We start from the raw sequence: 25,179 nt of genomic DNA on the forward strand, positions 1-25,179 counted from the left end.
GCTGAATGTGTATGATCTTGGCGAATCGAGTTGGGAGGACTTCTCGTGGACATTCGCAAGATCACCGACGACATCGCCGCCTCGGCGCAGATCACCGCCACAGACGTGGCCTTGATCGCAGAGGCTGGCTATCGGGCCATCATCTGCAACCGGCCCGACGGCGAGGGGGCCGACCAGCCGAACTTCGAAGAGATCGAAGCCGCAGCGAAACAGGCCGGGCTCGAGGCCCGCTACATCCCCGTCGTCTCGGGCAAGGTGCAGGACGCTGATGCCGTGGCCTTCGGCAAGACGCTGCGCGAGTTGCCCGGCCCGGTGCTGGCCTACTGCCGCAGCGGCACGCGTTCGGCCACGCTCTGGTCGCTGAGCCAGGCCGGCAGCCTGCCGCCCGCGCAGATCCTAGCGGCCACCAAGCAGGCGGGCTACGACATGGCCGGGGTGGTGCGGCGCATCGTCAACGGCGGCAAAACCCCGACCGACACCGGCGACGCACGGTTCGACGTGGTGGTGGTTGGCGGCGGCGCCGCAGGCATCGCCGTCTCGGCCAGCCTCAAGGCCCGCAAACCCGATCTGAACATCGCGCTGCTCGACCCGGCCGACATCCACTACTACCAGCCCGGGTGGACCATGGTCGGCGGCGGCGTCTTCGAGCCACAGACCACCGCCCGCACCATGGGCAGCCTGATCCCGCGCGGAGTGCATTGGATCAAGGCCGCCGTCGCCGCCTTCGAGCCCGAGGACAACGCCGTGATCCTGGATGGGTGCCGGGTGGTGAAATACGACCGGCTGATCGTCTGCCCGGGGCTGAAGCTCGACTGGCACAGGGTCGAGGGGCTGGTCGAGACGCTGGGCAAGAATGGCGTCACCTCGAACTACCGCTACGACCTCGCGCCCTACACGTGGGAGCTGGTGAAGGGGCTGAAAGAGGGCCGCGCACTCTTCACCCAGCCGCCGATGCCGATCAAATGCGCCGGCGCACCGCAGAAGGCGCTCTACCTCTCGGGCGACCACTGGTTCCGCACCGGGGTGCTGCCGCGCATCGACATCGAGTTCATGAACGCCGGTGGCGTGCTCTTCGGGGTTAAGGACTACGTCCCCGCGCTCGAGAGCTATATCGAGAAGTACCGCGCCAAGCTGAACTTCTTCCACAACCTCGTGGCGGTGGACGGCCCCGCCCGCAAGGCGACCTTCAAGGTTGCCAAGCCCGATGCCGAAGCGACCGAGGTGACCGTCGACTTCGACATGATGCACGTCTGCCCGCCGCAGGTCGCGCCCGATTTCATCCGCGTCTCGCCGCTGGCTGACGCCGCGGGGTGGGTGGATGTCGATCAGGGCACCCTGCGCCACAAGAGCTATGACAATATCTGGAGCCTCGGCGACGTGATGAACGCGCCCAACGCCAAGACCGCCGCGGCCGCACGGATGCAGGCACCGGTGGTGGCCGAGAACGTCGCCGCCGACATCGACGGCAAGGCGCCGGTGGCGCTCTACAACGGTTACGGATCCTGCCCGCTGACCGTCGAGCGGGGCAAGATCGTGCTCGCCGAGTTCGGCTACGGCGGCGCGCTGCTGCCGAGCTTCCCGAAATGGCTGATCGACGGCACCAAGCCGACGCGCGCGGCCTGGCTGCTCAAGGAGCAGATCCTGCCGCCGGTCTACTGGAAGGCCATGCTGCGCGGGAAGGAATGGATGGCCAAGCCCGAGCCGGTCACGGCGGTCTGAAAAATTCTTCTGGAAATAATAAGTCTGGGCGGACAATGTTCCGTCCAGACTGAATCGCGAGGAACATGGGTTTCGCTCTTCACAAATTCTATTTTCGGAATATATAGACACCAAATCCCCGACTCCCGCGGGGACCGCGCAATTCAGGACCTTGCCCCATGCAGCTTCCCCGCCTGACCCGCTACCTGCCAATCCTCGACTGGGCGCGGAGCTACGACCGCGACACCGCCACCTCGGACCTTGTCGCGGCGGTGATCGTGACGATCATGCTGATCCCGCAATCTCTGGCCTACGCCCTGCTCGCCGGTCTGCCCGCCGAGATGGGTCTCTACGCCTCGATCCTGCCGCTGGTGGCCTATGCGATCTTCGGCACCAGCCGGGCGCTGGCCGTGGGCCCGGTGGCCGTGGTCTCGCTGATGACCGCGGCGGCGATCGGCCAGCTCGGGCTGAGCGACCCGGCGCAGATCGCTCTGGCCGCGATCACCCTGGCCTTCATCTCCGGCGTCTTCCTCGTCGCCATCGGCGTGCTGCGGCTCGGCTTTCTGGCGAACTTCCTCAGCCACCCGGTGATCGCGGGCTTCATCACCGCCTCGGGCGTGCTCATTGCCGCCTCGCAGCTCAAGCATATCTTCGGCATCAGCGCCGAGGGCCACACGCTGCTAGACCTCGTCGGCTCGCTGATCGCCCATCTGCCGGAGACGAACTTCATCACCTTGGCCATCGGCCTCGCCGCCACCGCCTTCCTGTTCTGGGTGCGCAAGGGGCTGAAGCCGCTGCTGCGCAAGATGGGCCTTGGCCCGCGTATGGCCGATATTCTCGCCAAGGCCGGTCCCGTCGCGGCCGTCGCGGTGACCACCCTGCTGACCTGGGGGCTGGGGCTGAACCAGATGGGCGTGAAGGTCGTCGGCGAAGTGCCCATGGGCCTGCCGCCGCTCTCGGCGCCGTCCTTTGATCTGACGATGTGGAAGACGCTGCTGATGCCGGCGATCCTCATTTCGATCATCGGCTTCGTGGAATCGGTCTCGGTCGCCCAGACCCTTGCTGCCAAGCGTCGCCAGCGCATCGACCCCGACCAGGAGCTGATCGGCCTCGGCGCCTCGAACATCGGCTCGGCGCTTTCCGGCGGCTTCCCGGTGACCGGCGGCTTCTCGCGCTCTGTGGTGAACTTCGACGCCGGGGCCGAAACGCCGGCCGCGGGCGCCTATACCGCCGTGGGCATCGGCCTCGCGACACTGGTGCTGACCCCGCTGCTGTTCTTCCTGCCGAAGGCCACGCTGGCCGCCACGATCATCGTCGCCGTGCTCAGCCTCGTGGATTTCTCGATCCTCAAGAAGACCTGGACCTACTCCAAGGTCGATTTCACCGCGGTCTCGGCCACCATCGTGCTGACCCTGCTGGTCGGCGTGGAGGTCGGTGTCTCCGCCGGGGTTCTGCTGTCGATCCTGCTGCACCTCTACAAGACCTCCAAACCGCATGTGGCCGAGGTCGGGCTGGTGCCGGGCACGCATCACTTCCGCAACGTGCTGCGCCACGACGTCGAGACCCTGCCCGGCGTTCTGACGCTGCGGGTCGACGAGAGCCTCTATTTCGTCAACGCACGCTTCCTCGAGGAATACGTGCTGACCCGCGTCGCCCAATGCCAGAACCTGCGCCACGTGGTGCTGATGTTCCCGGCGGTGAACGAGGTGGACATGAGCGCGCTGGAGACGCTGGAAGAGATCAATCGCCGCCTGTCGGAGCAGGGCATCACCCTGCACCTGACCGAGGTGAAGGGGCCGGTGATGGACCGGCTCAAGCGCTCGCACTTCCTGCACGAGCTCTCAGGTCAGGTCTTCCTGTCGCAGTACGAGGCCTGGTGCGCCCTAAAGCCGGACGCGTCCCATGGGACCGAGCAGGAAAGCCTCGCGGCCCAGTAGCAGCGCCGGGTAGAGCGGGCGTCCATAGCCCGCTCCGCCATCCATGTTGAGCCGGTTGGGATAGAGCTGCGGCACGTCGAGCGCCGTATGCCCGTGCACCACGAGCCGCCCCCAGTCGCCTTGCCAGTCGAGGAAGGGCGCCCGGATCCACACCAGATCGTCTTCCTTCTGGTAGTTCAGCAGCACTCCGGGGCGAAGCCCGGCATGAACGAAGATCTGCTCCTCGGTCTCATGGTAGCGCGGCAGAGTCGCGATCCAGTCGCGGTGCGCCTGCGGGATCGCCTCGAGTGCGTCGGCGTGGATGTCCCTGAGCTCGCGCCCCTCGCTCACGTCCACCCCGTAGGAGGCCAGCGTGCGCGCTCCGCCAAGCGGCGGGTCGGTCCAGAGCAGCGGCCGCGAGACAGCCGGATCCATGTACCGCGGGTTGTCCAGGAACCGCAGCAGGAAGCGGTCGTGGTTGCCCATCAGGCAGGTCCAGGGCTTGCCCTCCGCCTGGCCCTGCATCAGCAGGTCGATCACCGCGCGCGAGTCGGGACCGCGGTCCACGTAGTCTCCGAGGAAAACGATGGGCGCGTCTGCGTGATCGTCGGTCGCGATGGCCTCGAGGGCGGCATGCAGCTGATCGATCTGGCCGTGGATGTCACCGATGGCAAAGATGGGCGTCATGAGAAATCCTTTCCGTGCTGATTACTTGGACCGCCAACCCCCGAGAGGCAAGGGCGCGCGGGAAGACTTGGACGGGACGCCGGCCGTTGCTTATCAGCAGGAACCGGATTGCGGGATTTCGGCACCGGCCGATCATGGGGCTCCCATTCACCGGAGACTTGAAATGCCCAACATCGCCTTCCTCCCGCTTCCGAGCGACACCGTCGCCAGGCTCAGAAACGGCGGCGCCGACGCCTATGGTCAGCCGCCCGAAAGGGCCGTTTCCAAGGGCAGCGGCAATCCCTGCCGGCATTGCCTCGACTTCGTGCCCGAGGGCGCCGAGATGCTGATCCTCGCACACCGCCCTTTCGGCGAGCTGCAACCTTATGCGGAAACCGGTCCGATCTTCCTCTGCGGCGAGGCCTGCACCGCCTGGGAGGCAGATGGCATCCCGCCGATCCTGACATCGAGCCCCGACTACCTGCTCAAGGGCTACACCGCCGACGAGCGCATCCGCTACGGGACCGGCAGGGTCGTGCCGCGGGACGAGGTGGAAAGCTACGCAAAGACCCTGCTCGACCGGCCCGAGATCGCCTTTGTCGATGTGCGCTCGGCGCGCAACAACTGCTTCCAGACGCGGATCGTGCGGGCGGCAGGCTGACAGGCAAAAGGGGCGCCCTGCGGGGCGCCCCTTTCTCGTCTGTCCCTGTTCAGACTTCGGATCGGGTCCGTTGTCCGGACCCCGGCTATCAGGCCACGTCGAATTCCAGCGGTTTCACCTGCTGGAAGAGGCCGGTGTCGCGCAGCGCGGTGACCACATCGTCGCCAATCTCCTCGTCGAGGTAGGCAATCGCGATGGCCTCGCCACCAGCAGCCGAACGGCCCAGCGTGAAGTTCGCGAGGTTCACCTTGTGGTCGCCCAGCATCGAGCCCAGCTTGCCGATGATGCCCGGCACATCCTCGTTGGTGGTGTAGAGCATGTGCTCGCCGACCTCGGCCTCGATATTGATGCCCTTGATCTGGATGAAGCGCGGCTTGCCGTCCGAGAAGACGGTGCCCGCGATCGAACGCTCGCGCTTCTCGGTCACCACGGTCACCTTGATGTAGCCTTCGAAGGCACCCGACTGCTCCTGGTTGGTGGTCGAGATCTGAATGCCGCGCTCTTTCGCGATCACCGGGGCGGAGACCATGTTCACCTCGGGCGAGATGGTCTTCATGATGCCGGCGATCAGCGAGCAGTTCAGAGCGGCGAGGTTCATCTCGGCGACCGAGCCGTCGTAGAGGATGTTGATCGCGGTGATTGCCTCGTCGGTCATCTGGCCGATGAAGTTGCCGAGGTGGCCGGCAAGCTTGATCCACGGACCCATGACCTTGGCTTCCTCGGCGGTCACCGACGGCATGTTCAGCGCGTTCGACACGGCACCGGTCAGCAGGTAGTCAGCCATCTGCTCGGCCACCTGCAGCGCGACGTTCTCCTGCGCTTCGGTGGTCGAGGCACCGAGGTGCGGGGTGCAAACCACGTTGGGCAGGTTGAACAGCGGGTTCTCTGTGGCGGGCTCGACGGCGAAGACGTCGAAAGCCGCACCGGCCACGTGACCCGACTTCAGCAGCTCGGCCAGTGCTTCCTCATCGACGAGGCCACCGCGGGCGCAGTTGATGATCCGCACGCCCTTCTTGGTCTTCGCGAGGTTCTCGCGGCCGAGGATGTTGCGGGTTTGGTCGGTCAGCGGCACGTGCAGCGTGATGAAGTCGGCGCGGGCCAGCAGCTCGTCGAGCTCGACCTTCTCGACGCCCATCTTGTCGGCCTTCTCCTGGCCGAGGAAGGGATCATAGGCCACGACCTTCATCTTCAGGCCGCGGGCGCGGTCGCAGACGATGCCGCCAATGTTGCCGGCACCGATGACGCCGAGGGTCTTGCCGGTCAGCTCGACGCCCATGAACTTCGACTTTTCCCACTTGCCGGCATGGGTCGACTCGGACGCCTCGGGCAGCTGGCGGGCAACGGCGAACATCATCGCGATGGCGTGCTCGGCGGTGGTGATCATGTTGCCGAAGGGCGTGTTCATGACGATCACGCCGTGCTTCGAGGCGGCTTCCTTGTCGATGTTGTCGGTGCCGATGCCGGCGCGGCCGACGACCTTGAGGTTGGTCGCGTTCTCGAGGATCGAGGGGGTCACCTTGGTGGCCGAGCGGATGGCAAGACCATCGTAGTTGCCGATCACGGCGGCGAGCGCCTCCTTGTCCTTGCCCAGCTCGGGGCGGAAGTCGACCTCGATGCCGCGATCCTTGAAGATCTGTACGGCGGCGTCGGAAAGCTTGTCGGAGATGAGAACCTTGGGAGCCATGACAGCGGTCCTTTCGGGGAAATCTGGATGCAGGGAAAGACGGGACCGCCGCGCGCGGTCCCGCATTTTGCTCAAAAAGTGCGGATCAGGCCGTTTCTGCCTGTGCTTCGATCTCGGTCTCGAAGGCCCATTCGAGCCACAGCGTCAGCGCCTCGATGTCGGCGCTTTCGACCGTGGCACCGCACCAGATACGCAGGCCCGCCGGAGCGTCGCGATAGGCACCAATGTCATAGGCGACATGGTAGGTCTCGAGCTTCTTGGCCACGGCCTTGGCGAAGGCGGCACCATCCTTGATCCGGTCGTCGGTGAACTTCAGGCACACCGAGGTGTTGGAGCGGGTGGCGTCATCCTCGGCGAGGTTGGCGATCCAGTCGTGACGGTCGCAGAAATCCCACAGCACCTTGGCATTGGTGGTGGCGCGGTCCTGCAGCGCCTTGAGGCCGCCGATCTTGCGGGCCCATTCCAGCGCGACGAGGTAGTCTTCGACCGCCAGCATCGATGGGGTGTTGATCGTCTCGCCGACGAAGATGCCCTCGATCAGCTTGCCGCCCTTGGTCAGGCGGAAGATCTTCGGCAGCGGCCAGGCCGGGGTGTAGTTTTCGAGGCGCTCGACGGCGCGGGGGCTCAGCACGAGGATGCCGTGGGCCGCTTCGCCGCCCATCACCTTCTGCCAGGAGAAGGTGGTGACGTCGAGCTTGTCCCAGGGCAGGTCCTGCGCGAAGGCGGCCGAGGTCGCGTCGCAGATGGTCAACCCTTCGCGGGTCGCGGGGATCGCGTCGCCGTTCGGCACGCGCACGCCGGAGGTGGTGCCGTTCCAGGTGAAGACGACGTCATTGTCGAAGTTCACCGTGGCGAGGTCGACGATCTGGCCGTAGTCGGCGGTCTTCACCTCGGCGTCGATCTTCAGCTGCTTCACCACGTCGGTGACCCAGCCTGCGCCGAAGGATTCCCAGGCCAGCATCTCTGCCTTGCGGGCGCCGAGCATCGACCACATCGCCATTTCAACCGCACCGGTGTCGGAGGCGGGGACGATGCCGATCTTGTAGTCGGCGGGAATGTTGAGGATCTCGCGGGTGCCTTCGATGGCAGCCTTCAGCTTGTCCTTGCCGACCTTGGCACGGTGCGAACGACCGAGCGCGGCATCGGACAGCATGTCCAGCGAGAAATGGGGGATCTTGGCACAGGGGCCGGAAGAAAAGCGCGGGTTTGCCGGCCGCGCGGACGGTTGGGGTCTAGCCATGATGTCTCTAACCTTACAGATAGTCGCCCTTCGTTGGGGAAGGGTGTCCCACCGCCGCATCTAAGGGAGCGCGCGGATTCGAGCAAGACGTGAAATGCATCCATTGCGTCGCTTTTTGGTGATTGCTTGCGCGGCGTGGAGCGGATCGGAAACTTTCGGATCCGAGCCGACTGCCGAAGTTGCATTTCAGGGCGCGCGTCCACCCCCGGGATATTTCCGTCTGCACGAAGCCGCCGCGACAGCGCCCTTTCCCCGCGCCCCGCCCTCGGCTAGGTCTTGCGCGGAACCGACGCGCCTAACACGAACGGGACAGAGCGATGCAGTGGACGGACCTTCTTTGCGCCGAACGGCTGAGCGACCCGAGCTATGTCGAGGGGCGCAACCGGTCGATCTTCGTGCAGGATCACGACCGGATCGTGTTTTCCGCGCCGTTCCGGCGGCTGGCCAACAAGACGCAGGTGCATCCGCTCTACGAAAACGACCACATCCACCACCGGCTCATCCATTCGGTCGAGGTCGGCAGCGTCGGGCGCTCGCTGGCGATGCACATCGGGCATTGGCTGATCGAACAGGGCGAGATCGACCCGCACGAGGATCACAGCCTCGCCAACGTCGTGCAGGCCGCCTGCGCCGCGCATGACATCGGCAACCCGCCCTTCGGCCATTCCGGCGAGGAGTCGATCGGCAGCTGGTTCGCCGAGCGTTTCGACACGGAGCGCGGCCTTTGCGGGGCGCTGGATCCCGCACTGCGCGCCGAGTTCACCGCCTTCGAGGGCAACGCGCAGGGCTTCCGGATCGTCTCGCGGCTGGAGATGTACCGGAACGCCGGCGGCATGCGCCTGTCGAAGGCAGTGCTGGGCGCCTTCATGAAATACCCCGCCACCGCGGCGACCCGTTCCCGTCTGCCCGTGGACGTCCGCAAGGGCTACGTGGGGCTGAAGAAATTCGGCGTCTTCTCCGGCGAGGAGGCGCTCTTTGCCGAGGTCGCGCAGGGCTGCGGGCTGCCCATGGAGCAAAGCGCCTCGGGACGCTGGTGGCGGCGCCACCCGCTGGTCTTCGTCGTCGAGGCGGCGGACGACATCTGCTACAACATCGTCGATCTCGAGGACGCCTTCACCTCGGGCGACCTGCCCTTCGACGTGGTGCGCGAGGCGCTGAACGAGCTGGCCGGGCGGCCCAACCGGGACACCACCGGCTACACCCGCACCGAAGAGATCGCGCTGCTGCGCTCACTGGCCATCGGACGGGCGATCGAGGCCTGCGTCGCCGCCTTCCGCGAGAATTACGCGGCGATCATGGACGGCAGTTTTTCCGCCGCGCTGGTCGACGTCTCGGCCTGCGCAGGGAGCTTCGCGCAGATCGGCACGCTGGCGCAGGAGCGCATCTTCACCGCGCGCCGCAAGACCGAGCTGGAGATCTCGGGACGGCAGGTGATCCGCAACGTGTTGGACGGCGTGCTGCCGGTCTTCGAGGCCCTGTCCGCAGTCGGCTGGGACGATGCCGCACTGAGGGGCCACCCGGCGCAGATCGCCCGGGCGCTCTCGCTCGACCTGCGAGACATCGACAGGCCCGACGCCGCCCTGCACGCGCTTGCGGATTTCGTCTCGGGGATGACCGACCGCTACGCGCTTTCGGTCTCGCGGATGCTGTCGGGGACCTGAAGGGCGGCGCAAGGGAACTGCGCCGTGTGGGGGCATTGCCGCGCCAACCGCCAACGGGTCTCTAGGCACCTCTCCCCCGGGATATTTTCGCCATGTGGAAGATCATAAGACGGTGAGTTGCACGGCAGATCTTGATTTGTGACCACATCAGGCGCAGCTTTGAAGGATGAACAGCCTGACACCTTTTCCGGGACAGGGCAGCGATGTGGTTGCCTTTCACCGGACCGAGCTGAACGTGATCCTCTCGCTCTATGGCCGCATGGTGGCGGCCGGGGAATGGCGAGATTATGGGATTTCGTCGCTCAGGGACGTGGCGGTGTTTTCCGTCTTCCGGCGCACCGCCGAACACCCTCTCTACCGCATCGAGAAACGCCCAAAGCTGCGCAACAAGCAGGGCGAATACGCGGTGATCACCATGGAGGGGCAGGTCCTCAAGCGCGGGCACGACCTGAAGACCGTGCTGCGCGTGCTTGAACGCAAACTGATCCGCGCGGTGGAATAGCCTCCCTCGCGGGACGATCCGCGCGGGGCACCGCGCGGATCGGGATTATCACGCGCTCTGGCCAACCATGGCGCAGAGCAGCTCGAACATGATCGTCACGCCGAGGAAGGCGGTACCGCCCGAGCTGTCGAAGGGCGGCGAGACCTCGACGAGGTCGGCGCCGACGATGTTCAGCCCCATCAGCTCGCGCACCACCTGCAGCGCCTGGTAGGAGTTCGGCCCGCCGATCTCGGGCGTGCCGGTGCCGGGAGCAAAGGTGGGATCGACGAAATCGATGTCATAGCTGACGTAGGTCGGCGCGCTGCCGACGATTTCGCGCGCCTCGGCCATCACGTCGGCCACGCCGCGGGCGTGGAACTCCTCGATCGGGATGATGCGAATACCCTCCGCCTTGGCGAAGTCGCGATCCTCATGGTCGTACATCGGGCCGCGGATGCCGATCTGCACGATGCGCTTGGGGTCGAGAAGCCCTTCTTCCACCGCGCGGCGGAAGGGGGTGCCGTGGGTGTACTTGAAGCCACCGAAGTAGCTGTCCCAGAGGTCGGTGTGGCTGTCGAAATGCACCATGCCGAGCGGCTTTGCCTTGCCGAGCGCGCGCAACACCGGCAGCGAGCACAGGTGATCGCCGCCGCCCGTGAGAGGCCGGATGCCCGCCGCGACGATCTGGTCGTAGAAGGCGGTGATGCGGGTCATACTGTCCTGGATGTCGGCGGGGTTCGGCCCCACGTCGCCGAGATCGGCACAGGCCGCGGCCTCGAAGGGGCGAATGCCGAAATGGCCGTGCTCTGCGCGGATCATCGTCGAGGCGTCGCGCAGCTGGCGCGGGCCGTGCCGCGGGCCGGGACGGTTGGTGGTGCCGCTGTCCCAGGGCACGCCGACGAGGCCGATCTCGACCTCTTCGAAACGCGCGTGATCCGGCTGCACCAGCGGCAGGCGCATGAAGGTGGGAATACCGGCGTAGCGCGGCAGCTCCATGCCCGAAACAGGGTGGAAGAAGGGATCGCTGGTCATCTCAAACTCCGGTCAGGCGGGCGTGGCGGGTGACAGGGCCGTCGCCCTGCGTCTCGATGCGGGTCAACGCCTCGGCCAGCGGCTCGAAGGCGACGGCCATGTGGTAGGCATTGGCGTGCAGGATCGTCTGCGGGTCGGCGACCCAGGCGACGTGTCCCTTCCAGAACAGCAGGTCACCACGTTTCGGGGCGGTGCCGGGCGCGAGGGTCTCTCCAAGCGCCTGCTCCTGCAGGTCGCTGTCGCCGGGGCAGTCGATACCGCAGGACATAAGCCCCGCCTGCACCAGCCCCGAGCAGTCGATGCCCATCGCAGAGTTGCCGCCCCAGAGGTAGGGCGTGCCAAGCAGGCGCTCCGACACGGCGACCGGATCGGGGTCGGGGCGGCCCAACGGGAACAGGTGCCCGGCGGGAACGAAGCCCGTCTCGGTCTCGAGGAAACTGCCGGACTGGCCGGTCACGCAGAGCCGCGCGCCGAGCGTCAGGAAGGCGCGGTCAGGCGTCTTGAGATTGGCCTCGGCATAGGCATGGGTGGCGCGGGTGGCGACGCGGTGGGTCGGCGCGGTGCGCGGCCCCAGCGCCTCCTCCGAGACGTAGCCCACGAAGCCATCCGCCTGCGCCTGCACGAAGGCCCAGCCTTCGTGGCGCTCGTAGACGGTGACGGCGGCTCCGTAGGTCAGCTGCCGGTCGCGCGCGCCATCGGGGGATTTCAGCAGGTCGGCGACGTCGGCGCTGACCGAGGCAGGCTCGCCTTCGGTGAAATACTGCGCCTCGACCTGTCCCTGCAGCTGCGCGGCGGCGACACGGCCATTGGCGGGAGTGAGGCGGCGGTCCATTGACACGGCGTCCCTCACAGGCCCAGCACCAGCGGCAGCGCGCCGAGGATGGCGCGCGGTCCCTGCCCTACGCCGCCCTTGGGTCGCGCCGGGGCAGAGGCGGGATTCCAGGCGTAGATGTCGAAATGCGCATAAGGCGTTTCGGTCACGAAGCGGCGCAGGAAGAGCGCCGCGGTGATCGACCCCGCCATGCCACCCGCCGGCGCGTTGTCGAGGTCGGCGATGCCAGGTTCGATCCTGTCCTCGTAGGGCTCCCAGAAGGGCATCCGCCAGACCGGGTCCGCCGCCGGGCCGCTGGCCCGGGTCAGCGCCTCGGCAAAGGGCTCGTCATCGGTGTAGAACGGCGCGAGATCGGGGCCGACCGCGACGCGCGCTGCGCCGGTGAGCGTCGCCATGGACAGGATGAAGTCGGGCTTCTCCTCGTCCGCCAACGCCAGTGCATCGGCCAGCACGAGACGCCCCTCGGCGTCAGTGTTGTTGATCTCGACCGTCAGCCCCTTGCGCGAGGTCAGGATGTCCTGCGGGCGGAAAGCGTCGCCGCTGACCGAGTTTTCGACCGCCGGGATCAACACGCGCAGCTGCACTTTGAGCCCCAGCGCCATGATCATCCGGGCAAGGCCGAGCACGTTGGCCGCGCCGCCCATATCCTTCTTCATCAGCCCCATGGAGCTTCCGGGCTTGAGGTTGAGGCCGCCGGTGTCGAAGCAGACGCCCTTGCCGACCAGCGTCAGCCTTGGGCCGGTGGTGCCCCAGCGCATGTCGATCAGCCGCGGCGCGCGCGGGCTGGCGCGGCCGACGGCGTGGATCATCGGGAAGTTGTTTTCCAGAAGCGCCTCGCCCGTGGTCACCGCGATCTCGGCCTCGAACTCTGCGGCAAGACCGCGTGCGGCGGCCTCGAGCTGCTCCGGCCCCATGTCCGACGCCGGGGTGTTTACCAGGTCGCGAGTCAGCGCCTCGGCGGCGGCCAGCACCTCGACCCGGGCCGCATCGACCCTTTCGGGGGCGATCAGGCGCGGCATTTCGGGGGCGTCTCCGGCGTAACGGGTGAAGCGGTAACCGGCGAGCAGCCAGCCGAGCGCCTCTTCCTCGGCCGCGGCCGCAGGCAGGCCGGAGGCAATGCGATAGGTGCCGCGCGCGAGGCGACCGACCCCGGCGGCCAGCGCGAAACGTCCGCGCCGGCGGCGCGCGGCGGTGCCGTAGCCGATCAGCGCCGCCTCTGGCCCGCCGCTTTCGCCGGGAATCATCACCGCGTTGCCGATCTCGCCCGCGAAACCGCTGGCCTCCACCCAGTTGCGCACGCTTGCGGGCTGATCCGCCAGCCAGCTTTCCAGCCCCTCGGCCTCGATCACGTGCAGCGGCAGGGCGCCGGCGTCGGCGGGTGCGAAAGTCAGGTTCATGGGGGTCCCCTTGGTCGATTTGGGCAGAGCCTATCGGAGCCAGCGGCACCCGCAAGGGGTCCGGACGTGGGCAGTTGCCGGGATGACGGCAGCGTGACGGCCAATGACGAGCTTCCGAAGATCAAGATCCGCCAAGCAAGATCCGCCAAGCAAGCTCCCCCAACCGATTCCCGCAAACTGCGCTCCGCTCGGAAGGCAGATCGCGAAACCGACGGCGAGCCACGCGGCTTGCCCGATCCTGCCGCCAGCTCTTGATCGGTCAGAAACCCTGATCTTCCATGTCCCAGATGGCATAGAGTGAGCGCTCTGCGACCCGGCCGAGCCGAGCGACGGTCGCGGCGAGCGCGACGAAGTCCCCGTCATCGAGGCAGGCCAGCACGTCCTCGGAGATCCGCACGACCGACCGCATCCCGAGGCAGACCGCGATGCCACCCAACTCGCGGGTGTGGCGGCGCGTCTCGGCCCAGTGACCCTGAGAATGCACCCGGTCAAGTTCCCCCAGTCGATAGGCGAGTTCTTCCATGGCGCGGCAGAGGGCGTTCTCGGCCTCCGACGGGCCGAGGCGCGCAAAGATCGCTTCGAGCGGCTCGGGATCGAGTCCCGCTTTCTCGAAGGGGGCGAGCACAGCGATTGGTTTCACCGCCCTGACGTGTGCCGGGCCGGGTGTCAGCGATTTGGTCACCGCCCTATCCTCATCTCTGCGCCCCCACGGCCCTGCATGCATACAGCGCCCGGGTTCCCAAAAGGTTAGACCGAGGTGTTTCTTCTCTCGAATTCCGCGACAATCCCGCGTATTCGGTCAAAGGCTTCAAGTTGCTTGGAGGATCGAGATGCACAACGCCAAACCGCTACCCACCTACCTGGTCCAGAGGTTCCAGGGCTGGAAGGCGACAAGCTATGCCGAGAATTCCGCGTGGTACCGACGCCTCGCCTCGGAAGGGCAGCACCCCCGCGCCATGATCATCTCGTGCTGCGACAGCCGCGTGCACGTGACCTCGATCTTCGGCGCCGACACCGGCGAATTCTTCATTCACCGTAACATCGCCAACCTCGTGCCGCCCTACAAGCCCGACGGACAGCAGCACGGCACCTCGGCGGCGGTCGAATACGCGGTGACCGCGCTGAAGGTCGCTCATGTCATCGTCATGGGCCATTCCAGCTGCGGTGGGGTGAAAGGCTGCCTCGACATGTGCTCGGGCAACGCGCCCCAGCTCGAGGAAAAGTCGAGCTTCGTCGGCCGCTGGATGGACATCCTCCGCCCCGGCTACGACCGCGTCGTCGAGCGCAAGCCCGACGACATGGCCCGTGCGCTGGAAAAGGAATCGGTCCTGGTCTCGCTCGAGAACCTGATGACCTTCCCCTTCGTGCGCGCGGCGGTCGAATCGCAGGACCTGTCGATCCACGGCCTGTGGCACGACATCGGCAGCGGGTCGCTGGAATGCTACGACCCGAAAGCCAACGGCTACGTAGTGGTCTGAGCCGACCCCGGCTCAGCCCTGAAGCTGCGCGCTCCGCCCGTCGCGGCTGAGCCGCAGCGCCGGGCGCCCGAGTCGCGCCGCAAGTCCCCGCAGGGGCGCGCCGAGGCTGCGCCCCGTGCAAATCTCCGCACCGTTGTCGAGCCGGTTCAGAATCATCCGGCCGGCGCGGAAGCCGAGGCCGAATCCCTTGTCCCCGAGCCGCATCACGAGGTCGCCCCAGCTCGACGCCGCCTCGATCTGCGGCAGCACGACCATGCGCAGCAAGGCTGCCGTCTCGGAATCGAGCTCTCCCGGAAGCATGTCCGGAGCCGTTGCAGCGGGTCTGTCATGGGAAAGGGAGACCGGAGCGGACTCGGCGAAAAACGGCCCGGAAATACCGTGGGCCCGATCAAGACTGTCCATTGTTCAAATCTCGTCCATACTGAAAAGACCTTCATTATATCACGGGTCCGCCCCAGGGCCGGATCACGATTGACGGATTTTTGTGACGGAGGCTCTCGAACCGCGCGGCGCCTTTCAAGGCGTTAGCAGGAAAACCAGCGGGGCACGCAATCGCCCGACCACGCGCCCCACCCTTACTGGTTACTCGTTACAGGTACTACACGTTCCGAAACACTCGGAGACCCTCGCGTCCATGCCGGCACTCAAAACAACACCGCTGGCGATACTCAACGCGACACGAGGGTCAGTTGGGGGCTCAAAACTCCCCGCCCCCGGGGGATAACTGGCCTGGTTACATGGCGACGACAGGTCGCCGAGGCGGCACTCGTAAAATTCGTTGACCCGGCTCAGGACGGCAGGCGGAAGCTGCTCAGCAGTCGGGAGATCAGGGTGGGCATCGGACGGCTCCGCCGGCTCAGCAGGGACATGTCGCGGGCGGCAACGGCAACGATGCGGCGGCCCCGGGCGATGTCTGCGAGATCAATTGTCATATCGGCACTCCTTTGACTGGTTGCGCCTTCTGGCGGGTGCGGCGGAAACCGTCGCTGTTGATGCACCTTTTCTACCAACATGAGAAATATCCGCCCATCCTGACGGCGGAGTAGGTGCCGTTCCCAGTGGGTGAGGCACACCTATCCCAACGGATGGGGTGCGATCCGAATTTCTGGGAAATGCTTAAGAACATGATAAAAACCCGCCCCCTTTCGGGGACGGGTTTAAGAATTTATTTAGACATGTCGGAGGCTGTTCAGCCCTTCTTGAGCGCCTTCTGCCCGAGCACCTCTGCAATCTGCACGGCGTTGAGCGCCGCGCCCTTGCGCAGGTTGTCCGACACGCACCACAGGTTCAGACCGTTTTCGATGGTCGGGTCCTGGCGGATGCGGCTGATGAAGGTGGCGAAATCACCAACGCATTCTTTCGGAGTGATGTAGCCGCCGTCCTCGCGTTTATCGACGACCATGATTCCGGGCGCCTCGCGCAGGATGTCACGCGCCTCATCTTCGTCGAGGAAGTCCTCGAATTCGATGTTGATCGCTTCCGAGTGACCGACGAAGACCGGCACGCGCACGCAGGTCGCGGTCAGCTTGATCGACGGATCGACGATCTTCTTGGTCTCGGCGACCATCTTCCACTCTTCCTTGGTCGAGCCGTCTTCCATGAAGACGTCGATGTGCGGAATGACGTTGAAGGCGATTTCCTTGGGGTACTTCTTCGGCGGCACCTCGGAGACCGGGTTGTACACGGCCTTGGTCTGATCCCAGAGCTCGTCCATGCCTTCCTTGCCCGAGCCCGAGACCGACTGGTAGGTCGACACGACGACGCGCTTGATCTTGGCGCGGTCATGCAGCGGCTTGAGCGCCACGACCATCTGCGCGGTCGAGCAGTTCGGGTTCGCGATGATGTTCTTCTTGGTGTAGCCCAGAACGGCGTCGGCGTTCACTTCCGGCACGATCAGCGGAACGTCCGGATCGTAGCGGTAGAGCGAGCTGTTGTCGATCACCACGCAGCCCGAGGCCGCGGCCTTGGGCGCGAATTCCTTGGTCGGACCCGACCCCACGGCAAAGAGCGCGATGTCCCAGCCGGTGAAGTCGAAGGTGGCGAGGTCCTGGGTCTTGAGTGTCTTGTCGCCGAAGCTCACCTCGGTTCCGAGCGATTTTCGCGATGCAAGCACGGCGATCTCGTCGACCGGAAACTCGCGCTCGGCGAGGATGTTCAGCATTTCGCGGCCCACGTTCCCCGTGGCACCGGCAACAACGACCTTGTAGCCCATGGTTCTGGCTCTCCTTCCTGGGTGCTGCGCGCAAGCGGATCCTGCGCTGCAGGCTGGCGCGCGTCATATCGCATGCGAGATATATCCGGAAGGGCTGTTTTCCAGTCTGCTGCCTTCACTGCGGTCGCAGGTGCTGCCAAAGCATCCCTTTGGCGCCAAACTCTCCGACAAAACCCCGGAATGCGGGGATTTTCCTGTATCCGCAGCGTTTTTCATGGCATTGGACAAGTATTGTTTGGAAGATTTCCGCTCGTCCGTATGTGCGCAGGACCTGCACTCTTGTCGATTGTTTAACCAAGTGCGTAGATCATATCCGTATTTGATTACCGATTGGAATGAAGCACCTATGCGGCAGAGAACCAAGAGGCAGCAAATTTCGCAACGCGCTTCCGGCGTCGCAGAGGTCACATCCCAGCGTCCCAGCAAGTCGCGACTGCGCTTCTATCGGTCGGTCACGACCCTGTCGCGCGGCACGAAGCAGGTGATTTTCCTCACCCTCGACTCCCTGATGGTCGCCATCGCCATGGCGCTCGCCCTGACCATGAATCCCGCGGTGCGCACCGATCTTCCGCCCGCCGCGCAACTCATTCCGCTGATCTTTCTCGTGGTCCTCTGCGGTGCCGCGATCTCCTCGCGGCTGCAGCTTCCGCGCATCAAGCTCAACGCCTTCGAGACCCGGGGCATCACCCGCACCGCCCTCTTCTCCGTGCTCACGGCCCTTGCCGCCCTCGCCATAGACGCCGTGGTCAGCCCCGAGATCACCATCGCGGTCTACTTCAACTTCGCCATCCTGCTCATGGTGCTCAGCGCCTCCTGGCGGATCGCTCTGCGGCACATCACCGTCGCGATCTACCGGCGCAGCCGGCCACGCATGCGCGTGCTGATCTACGGCGCGGGAAAGACCGGGCAACAACTGGTGGCCGCGCTGCGCCATGATGACGCTATCGAACCGGTCTGCTTCGTCGATGACAACCCCACGCTGCAGACGCTGGTGATCTCCGGGCTTCGCGTGCATGCGCCCTCCACCATCAAGCACCTGATCGAGACCCGCAGCGTCGACCGCGTCGTGCTCGCCATGCCGTCCATCCGCCAGCCGGAACTGGCGCGCATCGCACACCGGCTGCGCAGCATCGGCTGCGAGGTCCATGCCCTGCCCTCCTTCGCCGAACTGGTCGGGGAGGGAGAACTGCGCAAGCGGGTTTCGCCGGTCTCTCTGCACGATCTGCTCGGCCGCGGCCGGCTCGAGAGCGAGCTGCCCGGCGTCAGCCACGCCTATTCCGGGCGCCGCATCCTGATCAGCGGCGCCGGCGGCTCCATCGGCTCCGAGCTCTGCCGCCAGCTGCTCGGCTGCAAGCCCGAATGCATCGTGGCGCTCGATCACTCGGAACTCGCGCTCTACAACATCGACAAGGAACTGCGCGACCTCTCGGGCGACGGGCTCAAGATCACCCCGGTGCTGGGCTCGGTACTCGACGAAGCGCTCGTTGCCAGCGTGCTCGAGCGGTATCGCATCGACGTCGTGTTGCACGCCGCCGCCTACAAGCACCTGCCGATGGTCGAAAGCAATGTCATCACCGGCATGCGCAACAACGTACTCGGCACCAAGGTCATCGCCGAGGCGGCGCGAGAGGCCGGGGTCGAGCGTTTCATCCTTGTCTCGTCGGACAAGGCCGTGCGCCCGACCAATGTCATGGGCGCATCCAAGCGCCTCGCCGAGCTGATCGTCCAGGACCTCGCCACGCGCAGCACCGGAACCCGCTTCTCCATGGTCCGTTTCGGCAACGTCCTCGGCTCCTCCGGCTCGGTCATTCCGCTCTTCGAGGAACAGATCGCCCGCGGCGGCCCGGTCACCCTCACCGACACCCGCGTCACGCGCTACTTCATGACCATATCCGAAGCGGCACGGCTGGTGCTCCTCGCCGGCTCCTTTTCGCGCGGCGGGGACGTCTTCGTGCTCGACATGGGCGAGCCGGTGCCGATCCGCAAGCTGGCGCGCCAGATGATCGAAGGCGCCGGCTATTCGGTGCGCAACGAGGCAAACCCCGACGGCGACATAGAAATCCGGGTCACCGGCCTGCGCAAGGGCGAGAAACTGCACGAGGAGCTGCTGATCTCCACCGACATGCTGACCACGCCGCACCACAAGATCCTGCGCGCCCAGGAAAGCTACCTTTCGGAGTTCGAGATCGCCACCGCCATCAAGGACCTGCGCCAGGCGATCAGCGAGCGCGACGAAGAGTTCGCGCGCGAGATCATCGCGCGCTGGGTTGAACGCAGCGACGACCTCCCCGCCAAATCTGAGGAACAGCAATCCGTCTGAGGCGCGCGCGGCCCCTCGCCGGGCGCGGTCGTTGGATGCGAGACCCTGAAATGCGAACGGCGGAACGCACGAAAGGGCGCGGCAATCCGCGCCCCTTCTCGCAATCTGGTCAATCCGATGCGCCGTCCCGCGGTCTCAGCGGCCGGGGATGTCGCTGCGCGCCGGCGCCGGATCCCATTCCTCGATAATATGGGCGGCTTCCTCGGCGCTCTCGACGAAGCGGAAAAGATCGAGGTCCTCGGGGCTGATCGTCCCGGCCTCTTTCAGCGCCTCCCAGTTGATGATCGTCTCCCAGAACTTGCGACCGAACAGCAGGAAGGGCACCCGCTCCATCCGCCCGGTCTGGATCAGCGTCAGCGCCTCGAACATCTCGTCGAGCGTGCCGAAGCCGCCGGGGAAGACGCAGATCGCCCGCGCCCGCATCAGGAAGTGCATCTTGCGGATCGCGAAATAATGGAAGTTGAAGCACAGGTTCGGCGTCACGTATTCGTTCGGCGCCTGCTCGTGCGGCAGCACGATATTGAGCCCGATCGACACGCCGCCCGCCTCTTCTGCGCCGCGGTTGCCCGCTTCCATCACGCCGGGACCGCCGCCCGTGGTCACCACGAACTCGCGGTTGCCGGTGGCGATCGACTTCTTGGTCATCGCCTGCGCGAAGAGCCGCGCCTCCTCGTAGAAATGCGACAGCTCGGCCAGCGTCTGGGTCCGCGCCGAACCCTTCTCGGCCGGCGAGGGGATGCGCGCGCCACCGAACAGCACGATGGTGCTGTCGATCTGCCGCTCGTCGAGTTCGAGCTGTGGCTTCAGCAGCTCCAGCTGCAAGCGCACCGGCCGCAACTCCTCGCGGCACAGGAACGCCTCGTCGGCAAAGGCCAGGCGGTAGGACGGGGCGCGCGTCTGCGGCGTGTCCGGGATCTGCTCTGCAGTCTTGCGGTCACGTCCGGCGTCGCGGAAGATGGAGTGGCGTTCGTCGTTCATGTCGGCCGTCCTTGTTCTGCTCAGACTCTGAATATAGCGTTCCCGGCGGCAAGAGCATCAGAGGAAAACGAAAAATGGACTGGAAAGCCGAGATCGCCGCCGCTGCGGAACGCAGTTCTGCATACGTGCAGCGCACACCGGTGATGCGCAGCACGGTGCTGTGGGATCATCCGGTCGACCTCAAGCTCGAGCAGATGCAGCACACCGGCAGCTTCAAGGCGCGAGGCGCGTTCAACACGCTGCTCAGCCAGCCGGTCCCGAGCGCCGGCGTGGTCGCGGCTTCCGGCGGCAACCACGGCGCCGCGGTCGCCTATGCCGCGACGCAACTGGGGCACCGCGCGCAAATCTTCGTCCCCGAGATCGCCGGCCCCGCCAAGATCGCCCTGATCGAGCGCACCGGCGCGGCGCTGACCGTGGTGCCCGGCGAATATGCCAACGCGCTGGAGCAGGCCCGCGCCTATGAAGCCGAAACCGGCGCCATGCAGGTCCACGCATATGACGCCCCCGCCACGCTCGCCGGGCAGGGCACGCTGATGCGCGAATGGGAACAGCAAGGGCTCGACGCCGACACGGTGCTCATCGCCGTCGGCGGCGGCGGGCTGATCGGCGGTGCGCTCGGCTGGCTGCAGGGCACGCGCCGGGTGGTCGCCGTCGAGCCCGGGCAGGCGCGCACGCTGGATGCCGCGCTCGAGGCCGGCGCGCCGGTGGATGTCGAGGTCTCGGGCGTCGCCGCCAACGCGCTCGGCGCGCGGCGCATCGGCAGCCTCTGCTTCGATCTCGCGCAAAAATACCTCGCGCGCCGGGTGACCGTCACCGATGCCGCCATCACCGAGGCGCAGCGCACGCTCTGGCAGGCGCACCGGCTTCTGGTCGAACCGGCCGGTGCCACCGCGCTTGCCGCGCTGCGCTCGGGCGCCTATCGCCCGGAGCCCGGCGAGCGCGTGGCGGTGCTGCTCTGCGGCGGCAACATTGCGCCCGACCCACTGGGCTGATCCGCGCCTCCTGCTCCCGGCCCTTCTTCTCTTTGAAAATACGCCGGGGGTGAGCCCGGAACGGGCGAGGGGGCAGCGCCCCCTTCCCCGCCGACCGCCCCGCGCAGGTCAGCGGATCAGCGGAACCGCCCGCTGCGCTCCAGCACCTCGATCTGGTAGCCGTCGGGGTCGGCAACGAAGAAGAACCGCGCCACCACCTCGCCAGCGGGGGCGAATTCCACAAGCTTGCGCGGCGCGAGGCCGGCCGCTTGAAAGCGCGCATGTTCGGCATCGAGGTCCGCGACAGAGACCGCGAAATGCCCATAGCCGTCGCCGAGATCATAGGGCTCGGACCGGCCCTTGTTCACCGTCAGCTCCAGTTCGAAGCCGCTCTCGGGATTGCTGAGGTACACCAGCGTGAACTCCGGGAAGTCCAGCCGGTCGGCCACGGTCAGGCCGAAAGCGGTCTCGTAAAAGGCCAGCGAACGCGCCTCGTCGAGGACGCGGATCATGCTGTGGATCGGTTTTGCCAAGGGTCTCTCCCATCGTTGTCCGCAGGCGCCCATGCCCCGCGGGGGCGGCACCACGCCGCTCCGGCGAAGCTGCGCATTGTCGCGGCGGCACCCTGCCGCTATAGGGCAGTAAACCCGGACGACAGGAGACGCAAATGTCCAACGCCCAGCTCGAAACCGCCATCGAAGCCGCCTGGGAGGCGCGCGACACGATCACCCCTGCGACCACCGGTGAAACCCGCGAGGCCATCGAGGACACGCTGAACGCCCTCGACAGCGGCAAGCTGCGCGTGGCGGAAAAACAGGCGGACGGCAGCTGGCACGTCAACCAGTGGGCCAAGAAGGCCGTGCTGCTCGGCTTCCGCATCAAGGACATGGAGCAGCACGACGGCGGCCCGCAGGGCTCCGGCTGGTGGGACAAGGTCGACAGCAAGTTCAAGGGCTGGGGCGAAAACCAGTGGAAGGCCGCCGGCTTCCGCGCCGTGCCCAACGCCGTCGTCCGCAAGTCGGCCTATATCGCACCGGGTGTGGTGCTGATGCCGTCCTTCGTCAACCTCGGCGCCTATGTCGACAGCGGCACCATGGTGGACACCTGGGCGACCGTCGGCTCCTGCGCGCAGATCGGCAAGGGCGTGCACCTTTCGGGCGGCGTCGGCATCGGCGGCGTGCTCGAGCCCATGCAGGCCGGCCCGACCATCATCGAGGACAACTGCTTCATCGGCGCGCGTTCGGAAGTGGTCGAGGGCGTGATCGTCCGCGAGGGCTCGGTGCTCGGCATGGGCGTCTTCCTCGGCCAGTCGACCAAGATCGTCGACCGCGAGACCGGCGAAGTCATGTACGGCGAAGTGCCGCCCTACTCGGTCGTCGTCGCGGGCTCGATGCCGTCGAAGAACGGCGTCAGCCTCTACTGCGCGGTCATCGTCAAGCGCGTCGACGAGAAGACCCGCTCGAAGACCGGCATCAACGAGCTGCTGCGCGACTGATCCGTCGGGCCGCGGCCCGGCCATGAGGTTTTTCGGGAAGGGGCGCTTCGGGTGCCCCTTTTCTTTTGGCCGCTTCCGCCCTCGGGCTTCGTCTTGAGTCCGCAGGTATCTTCGTACCGCACAAAGGAACCTTCTTCGCCCCAAGGCGTTCCCCCTGCGTCACTTTTCCAAACAGGGGATACGCACCATGGGTCTCGGAATTATCGCTTCCATCATCGTCGGCGGGCTCGCCGGTTGGATTGCCTCGATGATCATGAAGGCCGACACCGGCATTTTGACGAACATCATCCTCGGGATCATCGGTGCGGTGGTGCTGAACCTGATCCTCTCGCTGGTCGGCATCTACGCCGCCAACACATGGATCCCGCAGCTGATCGTCGGAATCATCGGGGCCAGCCTGCTGATCTGGGGCTACCGCAAGCTGCGCTGACCGCTTGATCTCCTCCCTCTCCCTCCCGCTGCTGCTGGCCGTCTTCGCGGTGGCCGGCGCCATCGTCGTCGCCGTCTCCGTGCGCGCGACCTCGCTGGCCGATCTCATCGCCGACCGCACGCGGATGGGCGAGGCACTGGCCGGCGGCGTGCTGCTGGGCGGCGCAACCTCTCTGTCGGGCGTTGTCGTATCCGTCACCGGCGCGGCGGGGGGAGACGCCAGTTTCGCCGTCTCGAACGCCGTCGGCGGCATCGCCGCGCAGACGCTGTTCCTTGCCATTGCCGACCTGCTGCACCGCCGCGCCAATCTCGAGCACGCCGCCGCCGAGCCTGCCAACCTATTCCAGGCAGTCATGCTCATGCTGCTGCTCTCGCTGCCGCTGGCCGCCATGGCCGGACCGGAGCTGACCTTCCTTGGCATCCACCCGATCTCGCCGCTGATGCTCATCGCCTATATCGCCGGTGTAAAGCTCTCTGCCTCGGTCCGCGAGGCCCCCATGTGGCAGCCAGTCGAGACCTCCGACACCCGCCACGACGAGCCCGACGACGAGAACGACCCCCACGCGCCGGTACTGAAACCGGCTCTCATCTTCGCGGCGCTAGTGGCAATCATGGGCCTTTGCGGGTGGGCAATCTCCCAGGTGGGCGGCGCGTTCATCACCCGCTTCGGCCTCGGCTCCAGCCTCGTCGGCGCGCTGATCACCGCAACCGTCACCTCGCTGCCCGAGCTGATCACCACGCTGGTCGCCGTGCGCCGCGGCGCGCTGCAGCTTGCCGTCGGAGGGATCATCGGCGGCAACACCTTCGACACGCTGTTCCTCGTCTTCTCCGACGTGGCCTACCGCGAGGGCTCGCTCTACCACCACATGACCCAGACCGACGTCTACTGGCTGGCCACGGGCCTGATCATGACCGCCATCCTGCTCGGCGGTCTGATCCTGCGCCAGCGTGAGGGCCCCGCCCGCATCGGCATCGAGAGCGTGCTGTTGATGGGGGTCTACGCCTGTGCCGTCGCAGTCGCGGTGATCGCGCCCTGAGCCGCAGCGCTCGACGGGCCGAGCCCGCCCCGCTGGCAAGGACAGGATCAGCGGTAGGCTGAGAAATCGTGATGAACCGCTTCGATGTTGCAGCCGTCAGGGTCGAGCACAAATGCGCCGTAATATCCGGCATGATACTCGGGACGCAGCCCCGGCTTTCCGTTGTCGCGGCCACCAGCCTCAAGCGCGGCGGCGTAGAAGCGGTCAACAACCTCGGGCGAGGCCGCGGTGAACGCAATATGGATACTGCCGCGAACGGGCTCGCCTGCGCCGATCCAGAAGAATGGTTTGAAATCGGTCCCAAACCCGACGTGGCTCGGGGTGCCGTCCCCATCATCCCCTCGTGCCATAAGCTGTGTGATCCCCAGCGGCGCAAGCGCATGGCGATAGAATGACAGCGAACGCGCCATGTCAGAGACAGCGATGCTCATGTGATCCAGCATGCGCGGACGGTGACAGATTCGGGCCACGGTTAGAAGGTGCTATGAGGCGCCCGCGATGCGCGGAGATTGCCGCAGTGCCCCTGCCCCGGTCCCCGCGCCTTCGCGGCGACGCCTAGCGCCGGGCAAAGGTGCCCCCGCTTGACATGTCCCTGCCGCTTGCGCATTGCGGGCGGCAGGCATCGCGGAGCGAGAGAACATGGGCAAGAAACCGTCGAAACAGCAGGTCTACACGCTTCTGGTCGAGGTCGGCCGCAAGGATGGCGACGGGCTGCCCAAGGGTGCGACCGGCGCCGGGCTGCTATGCTACGCCTCGGGCGTGGACGAGGCCGAGGCGGTGCGCGAGACCGTTGCGATCCTCAAGCAGGCCGACATGAACCCGCTCGACGTGACCGGATACGGCACCGAGGAAGAGCGCAAGGCGCAGGGCATGGACATCGACGACAACGAGCGCGAGCTGATGGCGCGCGCGCTCGAGGAAAACTCGGTGATCGTCGCCCAGGTCACGCCGTTCTACGACGATGACGAGGACGACGACGAGGACTGATCCC

The 25,179-nt window shown here is 66.1% G+C and carries 25 protein-coding genes; 12 read left to right on the forward strand and 13 right to left on the reverse strand.

What is annotated here, in order from left to right; all coding sequences use genetic code 11:
* The first annotated feature begins 45 nt into the window (after positions 1-45).
* Entirely contained in the window at positions 46-1,719 is a 1,674-nt protein-coding gene (locus tag BM397_RS19660) for a bifunctional protein tyrosine phosphatase family protein/NAD(P)/FAD-dependent oxidoreductase (RefSeq protein ID WP_092427851.1), read from the forward strand.
* 158 nt (positions 1,720-1,877) lie between these two features.
* Positions 1,878-3,635, forward strand: coding sequence for a SulP family inorganic anion transporter (locus BM397_RS19665; RefSeq protein ID WP_092427849.1), 1,758 nt, complete (start codon positions 1,878-1,880; stop codon positions 3,633-3,635).
* Here BM397_RS19665 and BM397_RS19670 read toward each other — a convergent pair.
* A complete protein-coding gene (locus BM397_RS19670; RefSeq protein ID WP_092427847.1) occupies positions 3,582-4,301 on the reverse strand; it encodes a metallophosphoesterase in 720 nt (239 codons plus the stop codon). The two genes, BM397_RS19665 and BM397_RS19670, sit on opposite strands and share 54 nt — an antisense overlap.
* A 163-nt stretch (positions 4,302-4,464) precedes the next feature.
* Here BM397_RS19670 and BM397_RS19675 point away from each other — a divergent pair, with 163 nt between their 5' ends.
* The gene (locus tag BM397_RS19675; RefSeq protein ID WP_092427845.1) at positions 4,465-4,941 is read left to right on the forward strand and encodes a DUF1203 domain-containing protein; all 477 of its coding nucleotides are present in this window, start codon (positions 4,465-4,467) and stop codon (positions 4,939-4,941) included.
* Positions 4,942-5,029: 88 nt separating this feature from the next.
* Here the strand turns inward: BM397_RS19675 and serA are convergent, their stop codons facing one another.
* Together serA and BM397_RS19685 are read right to left on the reverse strand one after the other, a co-directional pair.
* A complete protein-coding gene (gene serA / locus BM397_RS19680) occupies positions 5,030-6,625 on the reverse strand; it encodes a phosphoglycerate dehydrogenase (RefSeq protein WP_092427843.1) in 1,596 nt (531 codons plus the stop codon).
* A gap of 85 nt (positions 6,626-6,710) precedes the next feature.
* Positions 6,711-7,865, reverse strand: coding sequence for a phosphoserine transaminase (locus tag BM397_RS19685; RefSeq protein WP_092427841.1), 1,155 nt, complete (start codon positions 7,863-7,865; stop codon positions 6,711-6,713).
* A gap of 317 nt (positions 7,866-8,182) precedes the next feature.
* Between BM397_RS19685 and dgt the strand changes: the two genes are divergently transcribed.
* Complete coding sequence (gene dgt / locus BM397_RS19690; RefSeq protein WP_092427839.1) at positions 8,183-9,526, forward strand: dGTP triphosphohydrolase; 1,344 nt, start codon at positions 8,183-8,185, stop codon at positions 9,524-9,526.
* A gap of 166 nt (positions 9,527-9,692) precedes the next feature.
* Positions 9,693-10,028, forward strand: a complete 336-nt coding sequence (locus BM397_RS19695; protein ID WP_092427837.1) for a DUF2794 domain-containing protein — start codon at positions 9,693-9,695, stop codon at positions 10,026-10,028.
* A gap of 48 nt (positions 10,029-10,076) precedes the next feature.
* Here BM397_RS19695 and speB read toward each other — a convergent pair whose 3' ends face one another.
* The 4 genes from speB to BM397_RS19715 form a co-directional block, all read right to left on the reverse strand.
* Positions 10,077-11,039, reverse strand: a complete 963-nt coding sequence (gene speB, locus BM397_RS19700) for an agmatinase (RefSeq protein ID WP_092427835.1) — start codon at positions 11,037-11,039, stop codon at positions 10,077-10,079.
* Between the two features lies 1 nt (position 11,040).
* Positions 11,041-11,871, reverse strand: a complete 831-nt coding sequence (locus BM397_RS19705; RefSeq protein WP_092427833.1) for a C40 family peptidase — start codon at positions 11,869-11,871, stop codon at positions 11,041-11,043.
* A gap of 14 nt (positions 11,872-11,885) precedes the next feature.
* Positions 11,886-13,268 (reverse strand): leucyl aminopeptidase family protein, encoded by a 1,383-nt coding sequence (locus tag BM397_RS19710; RefSeq protein ID WP_092427831.1) that lies wholly within the window; start codon positions 13,266-13,268, stop codon positions 11,886-11,888.
* A 259-nt stretch (positions 13,269-13,527) separates the two neighbouring features.
* Positions 13,528-13,950 (reverse strand): hypothetical protein, encoded by a 423-nt coding sequence (locus BM397_RS19715; RefSeq protein WP_245696147.1) that lies wholly within the window; start codon positions 13,948-13,950, stop codon positions 13,528-13,530.
* A 148-nt stretch (positions 13,951-14,098) separates the two neighbouring features.
* Between BM397_RS19715 and BM397_RS19720 the strand changes: the two genes are divergently transcribed.
* The gene (locus tag BM397_RS19720) at positions 14,099-14,746 is read left to right on the forward strand and encodes a carbonic anhydrase (protein ID WP_092427829.1); all 648 of its coding nucleotides are present in this window, start codon (positions 14,099-14,101) and stop codon (positions 14,744-14,746) included.
* A gap of 12 nt (positions 14,747-14,758) precedes the next feature.
* Here BM397_RS19720 and BM397_RS19725 read toward each other — a convergent pair whose 3' ends face one another.
* The 3 genes from BM397_RS19725 to BM397_RS19730 form a co-directional block, all read right to left on the reverse strand.
* Entirely contained in the window at positions 14,759-15,046 is a 288-nt protein-coding gene (locus tag BM397_RS19725; protein ID WP_092427827.1) for a hypothetical protein, read from the reverse strand.
* Between the two features lie 488 nt (positions 15,047-15,534).
* Entirely contained in the window at positions 15,535-15,678 is a 144-nt protein-coding gene (locus BM397_RS29380; RefSeq protein ID WP_176806760.1) for a hypothetical protein, read from the reverse strand.
* Positions 15,679-15,935: 257 nt separating this feature from the next.
* Positions 15,936-16,958, reverse strand: a complete 1,023-nt coding sequence (locus BM397_RS19730; protein WP_092427825.1) for an aspartate-semialdehyde dehydrogenase — start codon at positions 16,956-16,958, stop codon at positions 15,936-15,938.
* Between the two features lie 508 nt (positions 16,959-17,466).
* Here BM397_RS19730 and BM397_RS19735 point away from each other — a divergent pair.
* Positions 17,467-19,278: a polysaccharide biosynthesis protein gene (locus tag BM397_RS19735; RefSeq protein WP_245696155.1), complete on the forward strand. Its 1,812-nt coding sequence runs from the start codon at positions 17,467-17,469 to the stop codon at positions 19,276-19,278.
* A gap of 135 nt (positions 19,279-19,413) precedes the next feature.
* Here the strand turns inward: BM397_RS19735 and BM397_RS19740 are convergent, their stop codons facing one another.
* Entirely contained in the window at positions 19,414-20,256 is an 843-nt protein-coding gene (locus BM397_RS19740; protein ID WP_092427821.1) for an LOG family protein, read from the reverse strand.
* A 74-nt stretch (positions 20,257-20,330) separates the two neighbouring features.
* On the opposite strand from BM397_RS19740, the gene BM397_RS19745 reads away from it, so the two are divergent.
* Positions 20,331-21,248 (forward strand): threonine/serine dehydratase, encoded by a 918-nt coding sequence (locus BM397_RS19745; protein WP_092427819.1) that lies wholly within the window; start codon positions 20,331-20,333, stop codon positions 21,246-21,248.
* Between the two features lie 116 nt (positions 21,249-21,364).
* Here the strand turns inward: BM397_RS19745 and BM397_RS19750 are convergent, their stop codons facing one another.
* Complete coding sequence (locus BM397_RS19750) at positions 21,365-21,760, reverse strand: VOC family protein (protein ID WP_092427817.1); 396 nt, start codon at positions 21,758-21,760, stop codon at positions 21,365-21,367.
* A gap of 134 nt (positions 21,761-21,894) precedes the next feature.
* Here BM397_RS19750 and dapD point away from each other — a divergent pair, with 134 nt between their 5' ends.
* From dapD to BM397_RS19765, 3 genes are all read left to right on the forward strand, one after another.
* The gene (gene dapD, locus BM397_RS19755; protein ID WP_092427815.1) at positions 21,895-22,722 is read left to right on the forward strand and encodes a 2,3,4,5-tetrahydropyridine-2,6-dicarboxylate N-succinyltransferase; all 828 of its coding nucleotides are present in this window, start codon (positions 21,895-21,897) and stop codon (positions 22,720-22,722) included.
* A 187-nt stretch (positions 22,723-22,909) separates the two neighbouring features.
* Positions 22,910-23,152: a GlsB/YeaQ/YmgE family stress response membrane protein gene (locus BM397_RS19760; RefSeq protein WP_092427813.1), complete on the forward strand. Its 243-nt coding sequence runs from the start codon at positions 22,910-22,912 to the stop codon at positions 23,150-23,152.
* A gap of 4 nt (positions 23,153-23,156) precedes the next feature.
* Positions 23,157-24,188 (forward strand): sodium:calcium antiporter, encoded by a 1,032-nt coding sequence (locus BM397_RS19765; protein ID WP_092427811.1) that lies wholly within the window; start codon positions 23,157-23,159, stop codon positions 24,186-24,188.
* 47 nt (positions 24,189-24,235) lie between these two features.
* On the opposite strand, the gene BM397_RS19770 is transcribed toward BM397_RS19765, so the two are convergent.
* Positions 24,236-24,619 carry a VOC family protein gene (locus tag BM397_RS19770; RefSeq protein WP_235952959.1) on the reverse strand — a complete coding sequence of 128 codons (384 nt, stop codon included), beginning with the start codon at positions 24,617-24,619 and terminating at the stop codon, positions 24,236-24,238.
* Positions 24,620-24,827: 208 nt separating this feature from the next.
* Between BM397_RS19770 and BM397_RS19775 the strand changes: the two genes are divergently transcribed.
* A complete protein-coding gene (locus tag BM397_RS19775) occupies positions 24,828-25,175 on the forward strand; it encodes a DUF8846 family protein (RefSeq protein WP_092427807.1) in 348 nt (115 codons plus the stop codon).
* Positions 25,176-25,179: the final 4 nt, after the last annotated feature.

This window comes from Alloyangia pacifica, assembly GCF_900116195.1.
GTDB lineage: Bacteria > Pseudomonadota > Alphaproteobacteria > Rhodobacterales > Rhodobacteraceae > Salipiger > Salipiger pacificus.

Bases quoted from the DNA above. Each gene is read 5' to 3' on its own strand.
- BM397_RS19760 (WP_092427813.1), top strand. From the start codon at position 22,910: ATGGGTCTCGGAATTATCGCTTCCATCATCGTCGGCGGGCTCGCCGGT.
- BM397_RS19685 (WP_092427841.1), bottom strand. From the start codon at position 7,865: ATGGCTAGACCCCAACCGTCCGCGCGGCCGGCAAACCCGCGCTTTTCT.
- BM397_RS19735 (WP_245696155.1), top strand. From the start codon at position 17,467: ATGGTCGCCATCGCCATGGCGCTCGCCCTGACCATGAATCCCGCGGTG.
- BM397_RS19665 (WP_092427849.1), top strand. From the start codon at position 1,878: ATGCAGCTTCCCCGCCTGACCCGCTACCTGCCAATCCTCGACTGGGCG.
- BM397_RS19670 (WP_092427847.1), bottom strand. From the start codon at position 4,301: ATGACGCCCATCTTTGCCATCGGTGACATCCACGGCCAGATCGATCAG.
- BM397_RS19770 (WP_235952959.1), bottom strand. From the start codon at position 24,619: ATGAGCATCGCTGTCTCTGACATGGCGCGTTCGCTGTCATTCTATCGC.
- BM397_RS19775 (WP_092427807.1), top strand. From the start codon at position 24,828: ATGGGCAAGAAACCGTCGAAACAGCAGGTCTACACGCTTCTGGTCGAG.
- dapD (WP_092427815.1), top strand. From the start codon at position 21,895: ATGTCCAACGCCCAGCTCGAAACCGCCATCGAAGCCGCCTGGGAGGCG.
- BM397_RS19740 (WP_092427821.1), bottom strand. From the start codon at position 20,256: ATGAACGACGAACGCCACTCCATCTTCCGCGACGCCGGACGTGACCGC.
- BM397_RS19725 (WP_092427827.1), bottom strand. From the start codon at position 15,046: ATGCTTCCGGGAGAGCTCGATTCCGAGACGGCAGCCTTGCTGCGCATG.
- dgt (WP_092427839.1), top strand. From the start codon at position 8,183: ATGCAGTGGACGGACCTTCTTTGCGCCGAACGGCTGAGCGACCCGAGC.
- BM397_RS19745 (WP_092427819.1), top strand. From the start codon at position 20,331: ATGGACTGGAAAGCCGAGATCGCCGCCGCTGCGGAACGCAGTTCTGCA.
- BM397_RS19730 (WP_092427825.1), bottom strand. From the start codon at position 16,958: ATGGGCTACAAGGTCGTTGTTGCCGGTGCCACGGGGAACGTGGGCCGC.
- BM397_RS29380 (WP_176806760.1), bottom strand. From the start codon at position 15,678: ATGACAATTGATCTCGCAGACATCGCCCGGGGCCGCCGCATCGTTGCC.
- BM397_RS19675 (WP_092427845.1), top strand. From the start codon at position 4,465: ATGCCCAACATCGCCTTCCTCCCGCTTCCGAGCGACACCGTCGCCAGG.
- BM397_RS19705 (WP_092427833.1), bottom strand. From the start codon at position 11,871: ATGGACCGCCGCCTCACTCCCGCCAATGGCCGTGTCGCCGCCGCGCAG.
- speB (WP_092427835.1), bottom strand. From the start codon at position 11,039: ATGACCAGCGATCCCTTCTTCCACCCTGTTTCGGGCATGGAGCTGCCG.
- BM397_RS19710 (WP_092427831.1), bottom strand. From the start codon at position 13,268: ATGAACCTGACTTTCGCACCCGCCGACGCCGGCGCCCTGCCGCTGCAC.
- BM397_RS19720 (WP_092427829.1), top strand. From the start codon at position 14,099: ATGCACAACGCCAAACCGCTACCCACCTACCTGGTCCAGAGGTTCCAG.
- serA (WP_092427843.1), bottom strand. From the start codon at position 6,625: ATGGCTCCCAAGGTTCTCATCTCCGACAAGCTTTCCGACGCCGCCGTA.
- BM397_RS19695 (WP_092427837.1), top strand. From the start codon at position 9,693: ATGAACAGCCTGACACCTTTTCCGGGACAGGGCAGCGATGTGGTTGCC.